Annotated in this window: 17 protein-coding genes and 1 pseudogene; 9 read left to right on the top strand and 9 right to left on the bottom strand. The window is 39.8% G+C overall.

The window, feature by feature from the left end:
* Positions 1-4: 4 nt before the first annotated feature.
* Both MKZ26_RS08765 and MKZ26_RS08760 read left to right on the top strand, forming a co-directional pair.
* Positions 5-2,044, top strand: coding sequence for a catalase (locus MKZ26_RS08765; RefSeq protein WP_340765825.1), 2,040 nt, complete (start codon positions 5-7; stop codon positions 2,042-2,044).
* 112 nt (positions 2,045-2,156) lie between these two features.
* Complete coding sequence (locus tag MKZ26_RS08760) at positions 2,157-2,897, top strand: thermonuclease family protein (protein ID WP_340765824.1); 741 nt, start codon at positions 2,157-2,159, stop codon at positions 2,895-2,897.
* Positions 2,898-3,040: 143 nt separating this feature from the next.
* Here MKZ26_RS08760 and MKZ26_RS08755 read toward each other — a convergent pair whose 3' ends face one another.
* Genes MKZ26_RS08755 through MKZ26_RS08740 form a run of 4 tightly spaced genes read right to left on the bottom strand, consistent with a single transcriptional unit; the run spans position 3,041 to position 6,140 of the window.
* Complete coding sequence (locus tag MKZ26_RS08755) at positions 3,041-4,222, bottom strand: hypothetical protein (protein WP_340765823.1); 1,182 nt, start codon at positions 4,220-4,222, stop codon at positions 3,041-3,043.
* 15 nt (positions 4,223-4,237) lie between these two features.
* Positions 4,238-5,068: a hypothetical protein gene (locus MKZ26_RS08750; RefSeq protein ID WP_340765822.1), complete on the bottom strand. Its 831-nt coding sequence runs from the start codon at positions 5,066-5,068 to the stop codon at positions 4,238-4,240.
* Positions 5,065-5,754, bottom strand: coding sequence for an ABC transporter ATP-binding protein (locus MKZ26_RS08745; protein ID WP_340765821.1), 690 nt, complete (start codon positions 5,752-5,754; stop codon positions 5,065-5,067). Before MKZ26_RS08745 ends, MKZ26_RS08750 begins: the two co-directional genes overlap by 4 nt.
* A gap of 14 nt (positions 5,755-5,768) precedes the next feature.
* Positions 5,769-6,140, bottom strand: coding sequence for a GntR family transcriptional regulator (locus MKZ26_RS08740; protein WP_067206645.1), 372 nt, complete (start codon positions 6,138-6,140; stop codon positions 5,769-5,771).
* 737 nt (positions 6,141-6,877) lie between these two features.
* On the opposite strand from MKZ26_RS08740, the gene nhaC reads away from it, so the two are divergent.
* From nhaC to MKZ26_RS08720, 4 genes are all read left to right on the top strand, one after another.
* A complete protein-coding gene (nhaC, locus tag MKZ26_RS08735) occupies positions 6,878-8,275 on the top strand; it encodes a Na+/H+ antiporter NhaC (RefSeq protein WP_340765820.1) in 1,398 nt (465 codons plus the stop codon).
* Positions 8,276-8,709: 434 nt separating this feature from the next.
* Positions 8,710-9,075, top strand: coding sequence for a hypothetical protein (locus MKZ26_RS08730; protein WP_340765818.1), 366 nt, complete (start codon positions 8,710-8,712; stop codon positions 9,073-9,075).
* Between the two features lie 47 nt (positions 9,076-9,122).
* The gene (locus MKZ26_RS08725) at positions 9,123-9,533 is read left to right on the top strand and encodes an NUDIX hydrolase (RefSeq protein WP_340765817.1); all 411 of its coding nucleotides are present in this window, start codon (positions 9,123-9,125) and stop codon (positions 9,531-9,533) included.
* A 333-nt stretch (positions 9,534-9,866) separates the two neighbouring features.
* Positions 9,867-10,121, top strand: a complete 255-nt coding sequence (locus tag MKZ26_RS08720; RefSeq protein WP_067206657.1) for a GlsB/YeaQ/YmgE family stress response membrane protein — start codon at positions 9,867-9,869, stop codon at positions 10,119-10,121.
* Between the two features lie 484 nt (positions 10,122-10,605).
* Here the strand turns inward: MKZ26_RS08720 and MKZ26_RS08715 are convergent, their stop codons facing one another.
* The gene (locus MKZ26_RS08715; protein ID WP_340765815.1) at positions 10,606-11,136 is read right to left on the bottom strand and encodes an isoprenylcysteine carboxyl methyltransferase family protein; all 531 of its coding nucleotides are present in this window, start codon (positions 11,134-11,136) and stop codon (positions 10,606-10,608) included.
* A gap of 12 nt (positions 11,137-11,148) precedes the next feature.
* The gene (locus MKZ26_RS08710; RefSeq protein WP_340765813.1) at positions 11,149-12,228 is read right to left on the bottom strand and encodes a type III polyketide synthase; all 1,080 of its coding nucleotides are present in this window, start codon (positions 12,226-12,228) and stop codon (positions 11,149-11,151) included.
* 132 nt (positions 12,229-12,360) lie between these two features.
* On the opposite strand from MKZ26_RS08710, the gene MKZ26_RS08705 reads away from it, so the two are divergent.
* Positions 12,361-13,365, top strand: a complete 1,005-nt coding sequence (locus tag MKZ26_RS08705; protein ID WP_340765810.1) for an LLM class flavin-dependent oxidoreductase — start codon at positions 12,361-12,363, stop codon at positions 13,363-13,365.
* Between the two features lie 367 nt (positions 13,366-13,732).
* On the opposite strand, the pseudogene MKZ26_RS08700 reads toward MKZ26_RS08705, so the two are convergent.
* Positions 13,733-14,193: pseudogene (locus tag MKZ26_RS08700) on the bottom strand (GNAT family N-acetyltransferase).
* Between the two features lie 1,026 nt (positions 14,194-15,219).
* On the opposite strand from MKZ26_RS08700, the gene MKZ26_RS08695 reads away from it, so the two are divergent.
* Positions 15,220-15,366, top strand: a complete 147-nt coding sequence (locus MKZ26_RS08695; RefSeq protein WP_340765808.1) for a hypothetical protein — start codon at positions 15,220-15,222, stop codon at positions 15,364-15,366.
* Between the two features lie 294 nt (positions 15,367-15,660).
* On the opposite strand, the gene MKZ26_RS08690 is transcribed toward MKZ26_RS08695, so the two are convergent.
* The gene (locus MKZ26_RS08690) at positions 15,661-16,107 is read right to left on the bottom strand and encodes a YaiI/YqxD family protein (RefSeq protein ID WP_340765806.1); all 447 of its coding nucleotides are present in this window, start codon (positions 16,105-16,107) and stop codon (positions 15,661-15,663) included.
* Positions 16,108-16,167: 60 nt separating this feature from the next.
* Positions 16,168-17,493, bottom strand: coding sequence for a M20/M25/M40 family metallo-hydrolase (locus tag MKZ26_RS08685; RefSeq protein WP_340765805.1), 1,326 nt, complete (start codon positions 17,491-17,493; stop codon positions 16,168-16,170).
* Between the two features lie 234 nt (positions 17,494-17,727).
* On the opposite strand from MKZ26_RS08685, the gene MKZ26_RS08680 reads away from it, so the two are divergent.
* The gene (locus tag MKZ26_RS08680; RefSeq protein ID WP_340765803.1) at positions 17,728-18,231 is read left to right on the top strand and encodes a DinB family protein; all 504 of its coding nucleotides are present in this window, start codon (positions 17,728-17,730) and stop codon (positions 18,229-18,231) included.
* Positions 18,232-18,440 lie beyond the last annotated feature (209 nt).

The raw sequence follows: 18,440 nt of genomic DNA, 5'->3' as shown, positions 1-18,440 counted from the left end.
GACATTGGACAACAAACATAGTGATGAAAAGAATAGGCAGTTAGAGACGTTCCGTTCACATGATGCGGGTAAAAAGATGACGACGAACCAAGGACTTAACGTGTCAGAGGACGAACATTCCTTGAAAGCGGGATTGCGTGGCCCGACATTGATGGAGGACTTCCATTTCCGTGAGAAGATGACCCATTTTGACCATGAACGGATTCCTGAAAGAGTCGTTCACGCTAGAGGCTACGCGGCCCACGGTGAATTCGAATTATATGAATCGATGAAAGACTATACTAAAGCGGCTTTCCTGCAGGAGCCAGGTTTGAAAACACCGGTATTCACACGGATTTCCACCGTAGCCGGTAGCAAGGGATCGGCAGAAACAGTACGCGATGTACGCGGATTTGCGGTGAAATTCTATACCGAAGAAGGAAACTATGATTTAGTGGGTAATAATATGCCAGTTTTCTTCATCCAGGATGCCATCAAATTCCCGGATCTTATCCATGCCGTAAAACCTGAACCGCATAATGAAATGCCGCAGGCGGCTTCTGCACATGATACTTTTTGGGATTTCGTTGTAAGTAACCAGGAGTCTGCGCATATGATCATGTGGCATATGTCCGATCGCGCGATTCCTCGGAGTTTCAGGATGATGGAAGGATTCGGGGTTCATACATACCGTTTGGTGAACGCTGAAGGGAAAGCGCATTTTGTGAAATTCCACTGGAAACCGAAACTCGGCGTTCACTCCCTTGTTTGGGATGAAGCGCAGAAGATCGCCGGGAAAGATCCGGATTTTCATCGCCGGGACCTTTGGGAGTCCATTGAAAAAGGGGACTTCGTCGAATTTGAATTCGGCGTCCAATTGATTGAGGAAAAAGATGAATTCATGTTTGATTTTGATATCCTGGATCCGACTAAGCTATGGCCGGAAGAGAAAGTACCTGTCAAAATCATAGGGAAAATGACGTTGAACCGCAATGTCGATAATGTATTTGCGGAAACGGAACAAGTCGCATTCCATCCGGGAAGTGTTGTTCCCGGGATTGATTTCTCAAATGATCCATTGCTGCAAGGTCGCTTGTTTTCATATACGGATACGCAACTCATCCGCCTTGGCGGACCGAACTTCCATGAGTTGCCGATTAACCGTCCAGTGTGTCCAATCCATAACAATCAGCGTGATGGCTATGGCAGACAGGCAATCAATGTGGGGCAGGTCAGCTATCATAAAAATTCATTGGCAAACAATACACCGACAACATCTACCGAAGAAGAAGGCGGTTTCGTCCACTATCAGGAGAAAGTGGAAGGACGCAAAATTCAAGCACGCAGTAATTCTTTCAGTGACCATTTCTCGCAAGCACGTCTTTTCTGGAACAGTATGACATTGCCCGAGAAAAAGCATATTGTCGATGCGTTCAGTTTTGAAGTCGGTAAAGTAAAAGATAAGAATGTCAAACAGCAAGTCGTGGATATGTTTGTCAATGTCGATAAAGGCCTGGCAACGGCTATTGCTGAAGCGGTAGGCGTCAAGCATCCCAAGGGCAAGGAATCGGATGTGACCGAATCGTCACCAGCCCTTAGTCAGGAATTAACGGTGAAATCGCCGGCTACACGAAAAATCGCAATTCTCATTGGTGAAAAATTTAATGGCGGCGAAGTAGAAGCGGTTGTCAAAGCCTGCGTAGAAGCAGGAATGACTGTGGATATCATCGGCGAGAAGTTCGGTTTCGTTTATGGTGAAGATAAACTGGCAGTCGAAGTGACGGAAACATTTCTCACTATCCATTCCGTTTTGTATGATGGGCTATACGTCGTCGGAGGCGAGGCGGATAATCCAAGGAAACTTAAGAAAGATATCGTCAATTTTATCAACGAAGCTTTTCAACACTATAAACCAATCGGTATCGCCACAACCGGCAAGCCTTTCTTCGAGGCTTCAGATGCAGAAGAAGGTCTAGGCATAGTACTGTCTGACGTAGCAGATTTCAACAGCGAGTTTATCGCCGCGGTCGCTGAGCACAGGCATTGGGAACGTAAAATCTTTTGATGGATTGAAAGTGAAGCGGTCGTCACTTAGGTGGCGGCTGTTTTCATTTGGTTGCAGAACTGGTAACATAAGAATGTTATAACTAATGAACTAGTAAAAGGATGACGGATACATGAAACAAAACAAAAAGAATACTAGCACCTTACTGAAAAAACCAGCAGGCATTGTGAGTATCGGTGTCGTCTTACTCGCGTTGATTGTGTACAATATTTTCTTTCCTGAACAGGAAGCAGAACCGAGCCGAGCCGGTCTAATCCCGGTGGAGCTTGTGAAAACGATTGACGGCGATACGATAAAAATTATGTATGAAGGTAAAGAACAGAATGTCCGGTATTTACTAATTGATACACCGGAAACGAATCATCCACGTCTCGGAAAGCAGCCTTTTGGCGAGAAAGCAAAAGAGCGCAATCGTGAGCTGATGAACAGCGGGAAACTCGAAATTGAATTTGATATCGGTGGCAAAACGGACAAATACGATAGATTACTAGCTTATATTTATATCGATGGTGTGAGTGTTCAGGAAACACTGCTGGAAGAAGGACTCGCCCGCGTGGCGTACGTCTATCCACCAAATACACGACATCTCGATGCTTATAAGAGAGCAGAAGCGAAGGCCAAAAAAGCGGGAATCGGCATCTGGACGCTTGAAGATTATGCGACTAATCGCGGATTCGACAGCGAAACGTATGTAGAAAAGAAACCTGAAACACAACCTGTATCTGGTGCTAAGGAAGTGTTTAAAAACTGTACGGAACTACGTCAGAAGTATCCGAATGGCGTGAAAAAAGGGCATCCTGCTTACTCAGAAAAAATGGATGGCAATAAAGATGGGTATGCATGTGAACGTTGATATTATTGAGGGGGTCCATTGAACCCTGAATTGTGTTAGAATCCGTTACTCAAAATGAAAGAGATGAGAATGACAGCAATAATGCTGTCATTCTCATCTCTTTCTAATTAAAAGGTGGTTGACCAAACTACCCTTTTATTTTTTTATTGAACATACTCGATTCCATGAAAGTAAAGACGATAATTTATTTGAACTTCTCCTTGGTTTTTCACTTTCAACTTACCTTCATATAGAGATTCCCCTGTAATTAAATCGCCTATAAAAATGGTATGCCCGTTAGTTGTTGCATGAATAATATAGAACTTTCCATTCCTTACCTTAATGTAAGGAGCCTCCTCATCATTCTTAGTGTCTACTAAATCAAATGATAGTTTTTTGCCCCATTTGTCGCTTTCAATATCATATTGATTGACCTCTATACCATTATCTGTCTGTGAAGGAATAAAGAGTGTAGAATTATAGATAGCGGATGAACCACCTAAAGATACAAGTTTTTCATCAGAAGCAACAACTTTTTTCGATTGATTAGTTTCTATATCGTAAACGATGAATTCATTCGCCACTAAATTCGGTTCACCTTCTCTATAGATTTTATTATCTTCAAAAGCTTCGATTTTAATTAGAAGATATTTTTGTCGCTGAATAGAATAATTATCATTTATGATTCTTAAATCAGAATAACGATTCTCAACCGTCGGAATAGAAGCAATCGAGTCATCACTTACAAGTTTTTTCTTTTTCATATCAAATGTATAGACTAGTAATTCATTTATACCACCTATACGAGAAGCCCGTGTAATGACCTTTAATTCACTATTTATTACTTGAACTTCCTCAACTTGCATCCAACCGTAATTTTCTTTTTCGGATACATCCAACTGGATTGACGTAATTTCGTCCGTTTTTTTAGTTAACACTTCAATATCAAAGCTAAAATCATTCATATGGGCATATGCCACTAAATTTTCGTCTTCAAAAAAAAGATGCGGACTTAAATCCTTACTTCTCATAAAACTCCTATGCTTTTCTACCAATTCTTCAAGATCAATCGGAATACCTGTTCTTGATATTTTTTGTGAAAAAGATAAATTAGTTGGATTGATTGTTTCTTCACTTGTAATTTGTAAAGGTTGAAACTGATAGGGACGATCTCCTAAATAATCACCGTATAACACTATATTTTTCAACTCATCCTCATTGCCATTTACTTTTTCAAATTCAATTTTTAAATGCTCATTTGTAGCTAAACTTGATTGTATATAAAAAGTTCCAATCACAATTAACGTAGCCAAACAAATCGAAATGATTTTCCAATAGCGTTTCACTTATGTAACCTCCCATCAAACTCTTATTTTATTCTTTAGTAGAAAATTACCTATCCAAATGGCGCAAGCTAAAACGAGAAGACCTGCTACTAGTTCCAGGAAAAATAGTTCTATTGGATAAAAATAATTTCTTAAGATTAACCCATTAACGAATAGAGGTGCAAAGAAGATTAAAAGGGAACCAACACAATAGAGAACGCCATAAATAATCCCTTTAATACGGAAAGAACGTTCAAACAAAATCGCCGTAAAAACAATACACACCGCTAGCATTCCACCAGCATAATAAAGAACAAACTCTATAAAAAAGCTTGGCAATAATACGTTTAAATTGTGGAGGTTGGTAATTTCATAAATCGAAAGATCGGTACGAAACTCACTTGGTACCACCCACTGTAAAACTTGACTTTCAACTGGCAATAATACTAGTTGTAATGCAACAAGACCTAAAACGAAGAGTAAAATCGTTGTAGCCTTTGCAAAATAAATAGTAATGCGTGCTGTTGGCAACATGAGTAAACGATAACTAAATGTATTTTTTCCAAGCCAATCACGATACCAAATAAAAAAGACATAGATTATTAATACTACAACACAAAGCATAATGGGTAGCAGAAACCAAGCTGCCTGAGTAAAATTATAGAAAGAGATATTCCCATATTGTTCGATAAACTCGTCCTTCGTCATTAAATCCTTATACATTAATTCATTTGCCCGATTTAAATAGGCCCGTGATTGAACAATCACCCCAATGATTTGCGAAAGAATCGTAATGCCAAGTAAAACGAGGTAAAGCTTTAAAAATCGATTCACTTCGAAATTGACTAACTTCAAATAACGATTCATGCTTGATACACCTCTCTCATTACATCGATTACCGATTTCCCCTCTTTTTCTCTTACATCTTCTGTATCGAATTCTTTTAAAACTACGCCGTCATCTAGTAAAACAACTTTATCAATTAAATGTTCGATATCATTAATTTCATGTGTCGTGATAATAACGCCACGATTTTCAATTAAATGACTCGTAAATACATTGGCAATTTGCTCACGGCTAAATATATCAATTCCTGAAAATGGTTCGTCCATTAAGACATAATCGACATCCATTGCCAAACCAAGTATAAGGTTCACTTTTGCGGAATTGCCTTTTGAGAGTTCAGAAATACGATCCGTTTCGTTTAGTTTGAAAAACTGGAGCAGTTCAGTGGCACGTTCCTGATTCCAAGAGTTGTAAAAATCAGTCATAAATACAAAGGCGTCCCGTATTCGCATTTGCGGTAACATCGTTATTGTATCTGGTATAAAGGTGATTTTTTCATAACTCCCTTTATGAATTTTTTCACCATCAATGAGGATTTCACCTCCATTAATAGGAGTTAAAGCCATAATTGCTTTCATAATTGTTGTTTTCCCAACACCATTAATGCCAATTAGACAAGTGATTTTCCCTTTTTCAGCAGTAAAAGAAACGCCATTTAATACTTTTTTCCTACCGAACTTTTTTGTTATATTTTTTATTTCAATCACAAAGATCCCCCCATTTAATTATTTTCCCTTTCATACGTATTCTTCACTAAATCCAAAGCCTCGTGTACAGGAACATTGATGGATCGAACCGAATGAACAAACGTATCCACAGCCTCTAAAATCAATTCTTCTCTTACTATTTTGAGCATCTGCGCATCCCTCGTAATGCGACTTGGCAAATTCCCCTCCGTAAAAATCAACCCTTGTTCCTCCATTTCTTTATACGCTCGCTGCGCCGTATTTGGATTAATTTTCAGCTGATTAGCGAGTTCCCTTCTCGATGGAATCTCCTGACCCGGTTCAAAGTAACCTGTTGCAATTTGTTCTTTAAATTGCCGAATCACTTGCACATAAACAGGATCACGATTATTAAACTTTATATCCATAAACTCAACTCCTAAAAAACATAATGGTTTTACGCCTAACCTGTACTAAGGGGATAATACAGTGTTGGCAAAATTAATGGACGAAACACTAGTTACGATGACTGTATTAAGTGTCTAATACTTTTGCGATAAAAGAATGCGTCTAGAAAAGCAATATTATGTATTAAAGCATTTATACAGTAATCGCAAAGAAATGCCACGTAATACATTCACCTGTCCTACAAACAATGTGTATTAATTGGTTGATACACATTACAATTTGTATTATATCCTTAATACACTTTTACTGTCAACCAATAATATCCATTTTTTCTTGTTCGAGGGTTCTTATTGAGTTCTAAATTGCTTTAGAAGTTGGTTGTTATCTGAATTTCGAGAAACGTGCAACACTTAATTTTTTTACGAAACTCCTTGACATGCCCGCTAAACGTGATAAGATTCAAATCAATTACTTTTGTACAAAAGATAATCATTAAAATTGAATATATTTGAGAGATGGTCCAGTAATCATATTGTGAGCAGCAGCAAGAGACTGAATGGTAGGTGTGAATTCAGGCAGCAATATGTATGAAGTACGCCATCCGATTTTCTCAACAACTAATGAAGTGGATGGCCAGTCCAGAACTGGTCCATCAATTAGGGTGGTAACGCGGAGAGCTTCTTCGTCCCTTTCCAAGGGATTGAAGGGGCTTTTTTGTATCCAAAAATAGTTTTAAACCATCGAGGAGGATTTCACCATGTTTCGGATAAAGGAAGTTATTTCACCCACATTCATAGAGGCGTTAGCACTTGTCGCGGTAATTGTAACAATGATCAGTGTCAGTATCGTTAAATTTAAATCAGTTCCGCATATGCCAATTTTATTTTCTATATTGTTATTGATGTGCTATGGTCTGCTTAAAAAAGTTTCGTACCGTAAGCTTGAAAGAGGCTTAGTAGAAGGAGCCGGAGCTGGTATGAGTGCGGTATTCCTATTTTTCTTCATCGGAATATTAATCAGTAGCTGGATGATGAGTGGAACGATCCCATCGTTGATTTACGCAGGGTTTAATCTCATTACACCTTCCTTTTTCTTCGCAATCGTATTTGTCGTAACGTCAATTGTCGGAATATCAATCGGCAGTTCATTGACAACAGTCGCGACGGTCGGAGTTGCATTTATCGGCATGGCGACTGTACTTGACTTGTCGATGGCGATAACAGCTGGAGCAATCGTTTCGGGAGCATTTTTTGGGGATAAAATGTCGCCTCTCTCGGATACGACGAATCTAGCCTCTTCAATCGTCGGCGTCGATTTGTTTGAACATATACGGAATATGGGCTGGACGACAATTCCTGCTTTTGTCTTATCTCTAATATTCTTCGGCGTTCTTTCTCCAAGTGTTTCACTTACTGAAACTGATAAAATCTCCTTTTTTAAGGAAGGTTTATTGCAGACAGGGATGATCCATTGGTATACGGTGATTCCGCTAATCGTCCTTTTTATATTGACGATAATGAAAGTACCGGCACTCATGACGTTAGCAGTAAGTTCATTCAGTGCAGTTGTCATATCCTATTTCCATCAACGTACTAGTGCTTCAGAAGTGTTAGACATTTTATTCAGTGGCTATGTTTCTTCTACAGGTATTGCTGATATTGATGCTTTACTTTCTGGAGGTGGCATGCAAAGTATGCTGTTTACAGTCGGTTTAGTTTTGCTAGCGCTTAGTATGGGCGGGTTGTTATTCACACTAGGAATTGTCCAATGTTTGTTAGGGAAAATTGAAAGTCTTTTGAGGAAAGTGTCTTCGGTTATTGCGGCGTCTGCATTAACTGCCATTGGTATTAACGTGTTGATTGGCGAACAGTATTTATCGATTTTATTGACAGGGCAAGCTTTTCAATCACAATATGAAAAGGTAGGTCTCGCTGGCAAAAATTTAAGTCGGGTGATGGAGGACGCAGGTACTGTTGTTAACCCGTTGGTTCCCTGGAGTGTCTGCGGAATTTTCATCACTGGTGTATTAGGTGTCTCTACAGTAGAGTACTTGCCATTCGCATTCTTTTGCCTGTTGTCTCCGATATTAACAGTTCTGTTTGGGTTTACTGGGAAAACATTGACGTATCTGACGGATGAAAAGGTAAAAGGGTAAAATGAGAAGGGGCACACCTGTTAGGGAGTGCTCCTTCTTATTTTGAAATTAATATAGAAGGAATTAGTTTGCGGGAACATTCAAAGTCCTATTATTTGTAGATTATGGAACCATTTGAACATTAACAACGTATTAGTAGTAGGGTTGTTCCATATTGTGACGAATATAGGAGGTTATTATGTATTTTAGAGCATATGAAGTATGAGGCTTTTTAAAAAAACTATGGAGTTTTTAAAGAAATCTGCACAAGATGATGAAGGTATTTCAGAGGCCGACAAAGCGTATTTAGATAGCAAAACCGCTTCGGACTAGTCGCTTGTTAATGGCGGGGTTTCATTTACACTTGGACCTGTTTACGGTTTTCTACCTGTCATATCACTCGCTTATTGCATGTTGACTTATAAGACTTTTGAATAAGGGAGGCAGGTATATTCATGAAAATCGGTCGATTAGTACTCTTTATAACTTTCCTTCTATTGGTAGTATCAGGCTGTCAAGAAGCTTATAAAGGAAATCCCACACCGAAAGATTTTCTTGGAAGTAGTGATGCGGATATTTTTGTTTTAGATAGTATCGTCTACTCGAAGGCTCAAGATCTAGAATGGCTAAAAGAATTATCTTATGAATTGGGTGAGCAAGTGGGAGAAATAATAAAAAAGACGGACAAAGCATGGAACTTTAAAAGTGGTACATCTAATAAATTACCTGTTGGAACAAAGATATATATAACGGATACGCCCGCATATATTGTAATAGTAGACGGTAAGGAAATACCCTATATAGGCATGTATGAAGGGTAGTTTTGGGGATTCTGTTGTAGTTAATGGACATTGGGGGGAAGTCAGAAATGAAAAGAGTAAATGTTGTCTATGCACTTATTTATAAAGAAGATGAGCAAAAAGTACTGATGGTCAATAACAAAGGTAGCGGGTGGTCTCTTCCCGGCGGTGACGTTGAAGATGGGGAAACGTTAGAGCTGGCAATTATTCGTGAAGCCCAAGAAGAAACAGGTTTGACAATTGAAGTTGACCGTATCGTGGCGGTGAATGAAGCATTTTTTAATGCAAAAGGGCATCACGCTTTATTTCTAACATTTAAAGCAACGATCGTATCCGGGGAATGCTCGATTCAAGACGAAGAAGAAATTTTAGAAATAAAGTGGGTAGATTTGCCGACAGCGAATGGCTTTATGCTTTATCATCCTGGCGGAGTAGAAAGAATGCTTAAATCATCTTCGGCTTATACAATTCAAGTGTAATGGGAGGGATGCTAGAAGATAGAATAGAATATGGGATTAGTCGATGGTGAAATGGAGTGGAAAGAGTTATGGAGAAAAGGTATATTCAAGAATTATTAAGCGTATTAGTTTATAGAGAATACGAAATTTGAACTTTTTCATTGGAGTAAGGAAAAGGAACTGATGAATATGGGGAGGAGTAACGACATGTCATTTGTCTCTTCAATTATTCAGGGCAATTTCTAAGTATTCTATAGGCTTTATAATCATTCTAGTTGATTAATAAAAAATGGGTTTTTATCGTTATCATAATTAATTCATATACTAAAAATAAATAACAAGGGGATGTAATGTATGGGACTGTTATTATATTTAATTATTGGGGGAATCATCGGTTGGTTTGCGGGGTTAGTCGCAGGTAAAGATATGCCGGGTGGACTCGTAGGAAATGTGATTGCTGGTATCATTGGTGCATGGATTGGAAGTAGGTTGCTAGGGAATTGGGGTCCGAAATTAGCTGATTTTTACATTGTTCCTGCCATTGTCGGAGCACTTATCATAGTGATTGTTGTTAGTTTCGTTATGAAATCCATGCGTAGAAGATATTAATCTCTTCATGATTGAAAGTTATTTGATAGCTAGGAAATAAGAAAACGCTGACTAGTTAAGCTCAGCGTTTTTTAATCGTAGCTTAGAAAATCATAAGATCACGTACTGTGGATAAGCTGCAACATAGAGATTTTACGTCCAGACTCCAGCGCCTAGAAGCTCGGGTCATAAGTCGGTCCTGAACAGGCACTTGCGCTTTTGTTCTTTAGAAAAGTAGGTATCGAATGCATTCGTTAATTATATAGTCGGCACTTAACAATTAGAGTGTTCTTCCAACACCACTTTGTCGCTTGGTGATGGCCTCACGCAATAAGCCCGTCAGAAAGGGATGAACTGCATCCCTCCTTGGTCTATATTGCTCCGGTGCCTGCAGGATGCGGCGATATTGGGCTGTCTATCATTAGTGTCGCTCCTTCGCTAGATTTGTTCGTTATACGGGTGAGGTATACGACCTAGTTAATTCTAATAAGTAGTGCCAAATATATTAGTCCAGCGAAAACTTTTCTCTATAATTCGTCGCATCCTTCAATGCTTTCTCTTCTGCGGGAATCCGCACGGATAACATCCAAACATTCAGCAATGTGAAAATGATTGCTGTTAAATAAGCACCAAACATAAGGGGAAGCACCAAGAGCTCAGTCGTCACAATTACATAATTCGGATGGCGCACCCATTTATACGGGCCTTTCTGTACAACGTCTGCACCTGGTAAGATGATGATTTTTGTATTCCAGAACTTCCCGAGCGAAGTAAGGCACCAGATCCGTGCTACTTGCGCCGTTAGAAAAATGACGAGAAGTATAATCCATATTGATGACAGCGACCTGTCGAGCAGAGTGACTTCTGCAAGAAGGGAAATGAAAAAGGCTATATGCATGGCAACCATAATGGGGTAGTGGGCGGCACCCGCTTCGAAAGCCCCTCGGCTGCGCATCCATTGCTCATTGCGTTTCGCAACAACAAGTTCAACAAGCCGCTGTAAGATAACGATTGAAATGACAATGGCAAATAGCATCTGTAAAACACCTCATTCCCATTTCAATAACAGCAGTTCACCACAAAATCCAGGGCCGAGTGCAGCCATTAGTCCATACTCACCGGCAGCAGGTTCACTTTCCATGAACTTCTCTAACACGTAAAGGATAGTAGGGGACGACATATTCCCATTGTGACGCAATACATCACGCGAAATATCCGTTTTGTTTTGATCAAATCCTAGTGCTGTTTCATATGCTTCAAGTATTTTTTTACCACCAGGATGTGCGACGAAGTGTGTGATATCGTCTTTTGTTAGCCCGTGCTCACCGAGGAATTCATGGACGAAAGGTCCGAGCCAATTTGTTATGATAGCTGGAATGCTTTTTGAGAAAACAACATACAGTCCAGTGTTTTTCACATCCCAGCCCATAACATTTTCAGAATCGGGCATCAGTTTTGACGTGGTTGCAATAATCTTGGGCATCGCATTTTTGACCTTCACCGAAGATTTATCCCCAGAAACCAATGCGCAAGCAATCCCATCAGAAAACAGTGAGACACCTACTAGATTACTTTTTGAATAATCGTCTTTCTGAAACGTCAAACTGCATAATTCAGCAGAGAGTACAAGGACATTCGCTTCCGGAAAGGCAAGGCAATACTCATACGCCCTGCTGATTCCAGCGGCCCCTCCAGCACAACCAAGCCCCCAAATAGGAACACGTTTCGTATCATCCCGAAAAGGAAGCCGATTCATAATACGTGCTTCAATGCTTGGTGTTGAAATCCCACTGCTTGAGATGAAGTAAATGGCGTCAATCATTGACGGTTCAATCGGTTCATCAAGCATGCCATCCCCTTTGAGACATGACAGCACAGCTTGTACACCGAAATCGACAGTATGTTGAATGTATAAATTATTGCGCTCTTCAAAGTCATGCTCTTTTCCATACCATTCGATAGGCATACAGACATTCCGCGTTTCGATGTCGCCATTTTGAAAGACTTTTAAAAGCCTTTCAATATCATTATATTTCTCACTGAAAAGTGATCGGGTTAACTCAACTGCTTGTTGCTGTTTCACTTCATGAGGTGGTTTAAAAGTACTGACAGAAAGAATTTTTGGCATAGGCTACCTCCAGCTTCATTAATAGTACTCATTGCCTTAATATGACTTTATCAAACATTGATACTGAGCATGCCCACCATGTAAATAGGAAACTTCATGTAAAATGGAGGGAATGATAATAGGGGGGCTTTTATGTCCATAAAATTAAGCATTTTAGACCAATCGCCGATTTCCGAAGGCAGTAACGCCGTGGAATCGCTAAAACACACAGCACAACTTGCAAAAAAAGCTGAGGAATGGGGTTATACAAGGTTCTGGGTTTCTGAACACCATGACGCAACGACGCTTGCTGGGTCATCACCTGAAATACTCATCTCACATCTTGCATCTGTTACGTCTTCAATCCGTTTAGGGTCAGGTGGTGTAATGTTGCCTCATTACTCGGCTTATAAAGTAGCTGAGAACTTCAAACTTCTTGAAGCACTTTTTCCAGGACGGATTGATGCTGGGGTTGGCCGCGCACCGGGTGGAATGCCGCGTGCGACATATGCACTGCATGACGGGAACTACCGAGATGTCAATAAATTCCCTATTCAAGTGGATGACCTGCTCATGTATTTGAATGACACAATGCCAGCAGAGCACATATATCAAGGCTTGAAAGCAACGCCCATCATTGAAGAAGCACCACCAGTTTGGATGTTGGGATCAAGCCAAAGTTCCGCACTTCTCGCAGCAGAAAAAGGGTTACCGTATATGTTTGCACAGTTCATCAACGGAGAAGGAGGCCCTTCTTACGCGAATCACTATCGCAAAAGATTCCAACCTTCTGCATATTTGCAAAGGCCAAAGCAGGCAGTTGCTGTCTTCTTCGCCTGTGCAGAAACGGAAGAAGAAGCGGAGCGAATTATCTCTTCACTTGATTTGTCCATGGTTATGCTTGAACAGGGAATGCCCTCAGTTGGAACTCCTTCACCCGACAAAGCGCTCACTTATCCATATAGTCATTATGAACAGCAACGGGTTATCGAAAATCGCAAACGGATGATTGTCGGTACGCCAAAAAAGGTCCGTGCTGAGATTGAAAAAATTGCAGAAGAATATAATGCGGATGAAGTGATGCTTGTCATGATTGCTTACGATTTCCAAGATAAGCTGAAATCCTATGAATTGATTGCTAAGGAAATGTTAGTCTGAACGATTGTCTACCCTTCAACGTACGCATAACTTGTACAAAAGATGACAGAACGATGAAAAAAGCTTGTCGATAGGCTGCTGGATTTCATTCAGGGAGAGCAATGTATTTCAATTTAAGATACCAGCATAGACGAGCACTGCCTTTTGGCGGTGCTCTTATTTTGTTTTTTTGAAATCTAAGGAACTGTATAAAATAGCCCGTTAGATCTGACAAGAATAGTGAAACTGATTTGATAAAAGTAAGGAAAGAAATTTAAAAGTAAACAAAAAGAAAGTGCATGTTTTGAAAGGAATTATTCGAAACATACTCTTTCTATCTTCAATTGAATCATCGATTAGGACGGAATTTAAGATACTTATTGGTTTATTAATCGGTTATATATTTGATAACAGCCATTTCTTTACCGAACCTATCACCATTATCAATAAATCCCAAACTAGCGTACAAATTATGGGCTCCCAAGTTATTTGGATGATAACCTACTACAATTTTTTTTGCATTTAACGATATAGCCATTTCTGACATCATTAGTTTAGTAGCGGCTTTACCTATACCTTTGCCTTGGAATTGCTTATCCACCATTATTCTATATACCCAATAACCATCAAGTTCCTCTGGGACAGAATTGTACATCAAAAAACCCACTACTCTTTCTTCAGCATAAATAGCATATCATATGGCTTTAACGTAAGTTCAAATTTTGATTGAGCTATTGATGTTGCATTTGGCTCAATATATTCTTGTTGTTCTTTTGATACTTCTAATTCACAACAGTCATACCAGTTTTCTTCATTTAATTCTACAATTTTCACATTTTCTGTACTCATAATTTTCCCCTTTCAAAATTCGGGGAAACACTAAACCAATTTGTTAATTAGTCGCTATCCCCTTGTAGTTGTTAGCAATAAAAGTAATTTTGTTTGTCAAAATGAACGCCTCCTCTTACTATTTCCTGCTACTAATTAACAGATAATTTGCGAGCATTTTGTTTTATCATATTAATTATCACAAATATCTTTTTTCTTCTACTATATATTCAGCACACGTCTGTTGATTAACCATTACCTTGCATAAAGAGCAGGTAAGAAAGACTTGAAAAACTCTATTTTCACTGGATCATTTCCGGTTCGCTTTCGGCGAACTATTCATGACCTCTTTACCGAGTGGCAAGTGTGGCTAGAAATGACGAAGTCATTCCTAGCCACACTTTTTATAAAGGTTGTAAGTGCCCGAAGGTACAATTTCGGGCACTCAAGTACTTTGTACAAGGTGTTCCTTGCTTACTTTGAGTAAAGATTACGCGTCTTATCATGCGATGTACTATAAGAAAGTGACTCTTCCTTAACTAAAAAAGACAAGACTATGGAGAAGACTTCAGCCGTCAAAATTGTATCTTTGGCGGCTATTATCCAGATGAAAAGTTCCGCTATTCTTTCGTTCCGAAAAGTTTTAGCACTTTGTGTACGTATACATTTGGAGAGCGACGGATGAATTAGCACCATTCCTACACTCCAAGACATCTCGGTAATCCTATAGAGGTCGTTCAATCTAAAGCAATCCAAAAGTAATTGCACACGAATCGCCTAGTGTTGGAATCAGTTATTTACTGGTTGATTTTGGTTAATCAATACATGTGTATTCGGCACGACTTATTTGGGGTTAAATGGGTGATATACCTCGCCCGTATAACGAACAAAGCGGTGTTGGAAGAACATTCTATTTGTTAAGCATCGACTATATACTATTACTCTTATCAAGGCGAAAATGAAAACATATTGCATATATACGCCTTACTGTTATGGATAATTGTGGTAGAGTGGAGGGAGATACGATTAATAAAGGGGGTTAGTTTATTGTCAATTTTAGGGATTATACCTTTCTTACTGTATTTAGGTATTCTAGGATTTGGTATTTATGCAGTTGTTGCTATTATAAAGTCCGCGAAACAAAGGAATGAATACCTGAAAGAAATACGTGATGAAATGAGGAAAAAGATATAAATCGCCGACATTGCTTTAGACTGAGGTAACTAGAAAAAATAAATAATGAAAAGAGTTATCTTATGGGGAAAAGCATTGGAATTGATTATTGGAGTGAATATTGTACTGATTGTGTTTTTTTCTTCAAACACAATTGAGAAAAGTTTAAAGACCATTGAAACGCAAAACAATCGAGTAATAGATCTTTTAGAAGAAATAAGGGACAAAAAATATCGATACTGACAAAAAAGAGCCCAACCGATTATGGTTTGGGCTCTCTTTCTATTTTTCATAAGATGCTTACAGTTTCTTTTCTTACTTTTCTATAAGTTCCGTACACAACTTCTTTAAACTCTCTTCGAACTTCAAATCACTCTCTTTTGAACGCTTTTTTGGGCCGCGTAGTCGTCCGCCAGCCATTCGAACTTTCTGGGCGGTATGGCGAGCATATAACAGCTGGTCAATATTGTCTTCCGTATAAAGTCGCCCGTTTTGGTCAATTGGATGCCCTTTTTTTGCAAGCACCATCGCGGCCAAACCATAATCTTGTGTAACGACAATATCATCTTTCTGTACTCGATTTACAAGAACAAAATCAACTGCATCCGCCCCCTTAGAGACGATAATAGTCTCTGCACCATCTCGATGCATTTCGTGGGTCGTATCGCAGATAAGGATGCAGCGAAATCCGAAGGTCCCCGCTATTCGGATCGTTTCTTTCACAACCGGACACGCATCCGCGTCGATTAGAATTGTCGTCATAAAGCAGCCTCCCTTTATCTTTAGTATGCCAGATTTTATGAATAAAGAACTCGTTTTGTATTATTCTTTGGTTGAACCTGAAAAGGTTAGTTCAAAAATCGATGTACCAACAATTTTGGCGACGTTAACAAGACGGGCCTTACTTAACTTTTCAATTGTGTCCTCTGGCGTATGATACCACTCTTCCACTGGATCATAAATGAACAACGCTGCGTCGATTCCTGCATTATGAAAAGGTGTGTGATCGCTTCTGTCTCCGAAGTCGGTCTCGATTGGGTCACCATTTAGTGCTTCGTTCGCTTTACTTGCGGCTTTTGTAACTACATTGTCTGAACCATCTATCGTTTGTATGGCTAAATCTCCAGCGTCGGCACTGCCCACCATATCCAAATTGAACATGGCGGCAGAGCGCTTGATTTCATCTTTCGTCAAAGTACTTACATACTTTTCTGAACCGTGCAATCCTTCTTCTTCAGCACCAAAAAATAGGAATCGAATTTCTTTATTTGTTGGAACCGTTTTGAACATCCTTGCCAGTTCAAGGACAACTGCTGTACCGCTTGCATTGTCACTCGCACCGGGTGCTTTGGCGACGGAATCATAATGGGCACCAATTAGTATGATGTCATCATCCGCTTCGGAAGTGGGATGCTTAGTGGCAATCAAATTTTGTGATGCAGCTTTGTCAATACGGGCTCCTTTAATTTTAACAGCCGCACTGACGGGGGGACCATTTTTCACAAATTCAACAAGCTTCGTCCCTTCATCATAAGTAAGAGCTAGAGCGGGGATGAAGTCTTTAAAATGCTCTCTACCAAGCGTCCAGTTATCAATTTCCAGTTCATCAGGGAAATAGAGAAGAATAGCCTTAGCACCTGCCTCTGAAGCGAATAAAACCAGTTCATAAAAAGCAGTTTTATCAACAGCGACAAGCGCAATTTTTCCTTTTACATCAATTTTTTTGTAATCCTTTTTCAAGCCATATCCTGCATCGATCAATTGACCGTCGACATTACCGTCAACTGAATATTGAAATGGGGCAGGAGAGAGTGGGCCCGGAAAGCCTTCGACAACTAGGCCATGCGACTCCGGTATGACGTACCTTTCGAAATCAAATGGTTGAACTTCGACTTCATATCCTTCCGATTTCAATTGTGCAGTCAAAAAAGCAGCTGCCTGCATTTCCGAACTTGTGCCAGCTACTCGGGGGTTTTTCGTTAATTCACTTAATGAAGAAAAAATATTTTCAACACTTAATTCCTGGATAAATTCAGTTTGTGCTTTATCAAATTCAGGACCTTTCACGCCAGATGAACTAGCTGAACAAGCTGTCATTAGGATAGAAATTAGTAATAGGAATGGGAACAGCATTTTTTTACGGGTCATAAGATTCCTCCATTCTAATTATGGAAATTATACCATGACGATACAGTTACATTAAAATCGTGACAGGGATGGATTCACAAAGCCAGGCAAGCAACGCTACTAGAGGAAGTGAAACGGCGAGTTCTCTAAATAGCAGGAGAATGCCCATGTCCTCTATTTTTATGATAATGAAGGGGAAATTACGACAGGTGACGAAAAGGTTTATAGAGTAAAGAAAAAATTGGAGGGATATATATGTTTAAAACAATCGAAGAGTTTCTTATTAACTGGGGCCATGAAAGTGAATCGACACAGAAAATCCTAAACACATTAACTGATATGTCTCTTGATCAAGAAGTGTCAGCCGAAGACCGTACCCTTGGCCGAATCGCATGGCATATCGTTACAACGCTTGGCGAGATGATGTCACGAACAGGCCTTGATTTCGAAGCAAATCCTCACGATGCAGCTGTACCAACATCGGCTGTTGAAATTGCTGGGGCTTACCGTTCAATAAATGAAGCAATGGTTGCGGCAATCAAAGAACAGTGGACTGATGAATCGTTAGCTGATTTAAAAGAGATGTACGGGGAGCAATGGACGATTGGAACTGTGCTTGGCATATTAACAGCGCACCAAACGCATCACCGCGGTCAAATGACCGTACTCATGAGACAAGCCGGCTTGCCTGTGCCGGGCGTCTATGGACCATCCCGCGAAGAGTGGGCAGCATTTGATGGAGAAGCACCGGTCGTGTAAAGACATGAAAAAGCTGAGGACACCTGGAAATCGGTGTCCTCAGCTTTTTTTATTTGAGTTTAACTAGTTAACATAGAAAACGAGCATATAAGGTTGTAGACCGAGCATAACTGTAAGCTATGCGATCAAATGCCATTGCCTCCCGAGCATATCAGTAAGCAAAGCGATCATATCCCATTGCTCCCGAGCAAATCAGTAAGCAAAGCGAT

This window comes from Sporosarcina sp. FSL K6-6792, assembly GCF_038004885.1.
GTDB classification, from domain to species: domain Bacteria; phylum Bacillota; class Bacilli; order Bacillales_A; family Planococcaceae; genus Sporosarcina; species Sporosarcina psychrophila.
The sequence above is the reverse complement of the archived record's forward strand: the minus strand, read 5'-3'. Positions and strand labels throughout refer to the sequence as shown.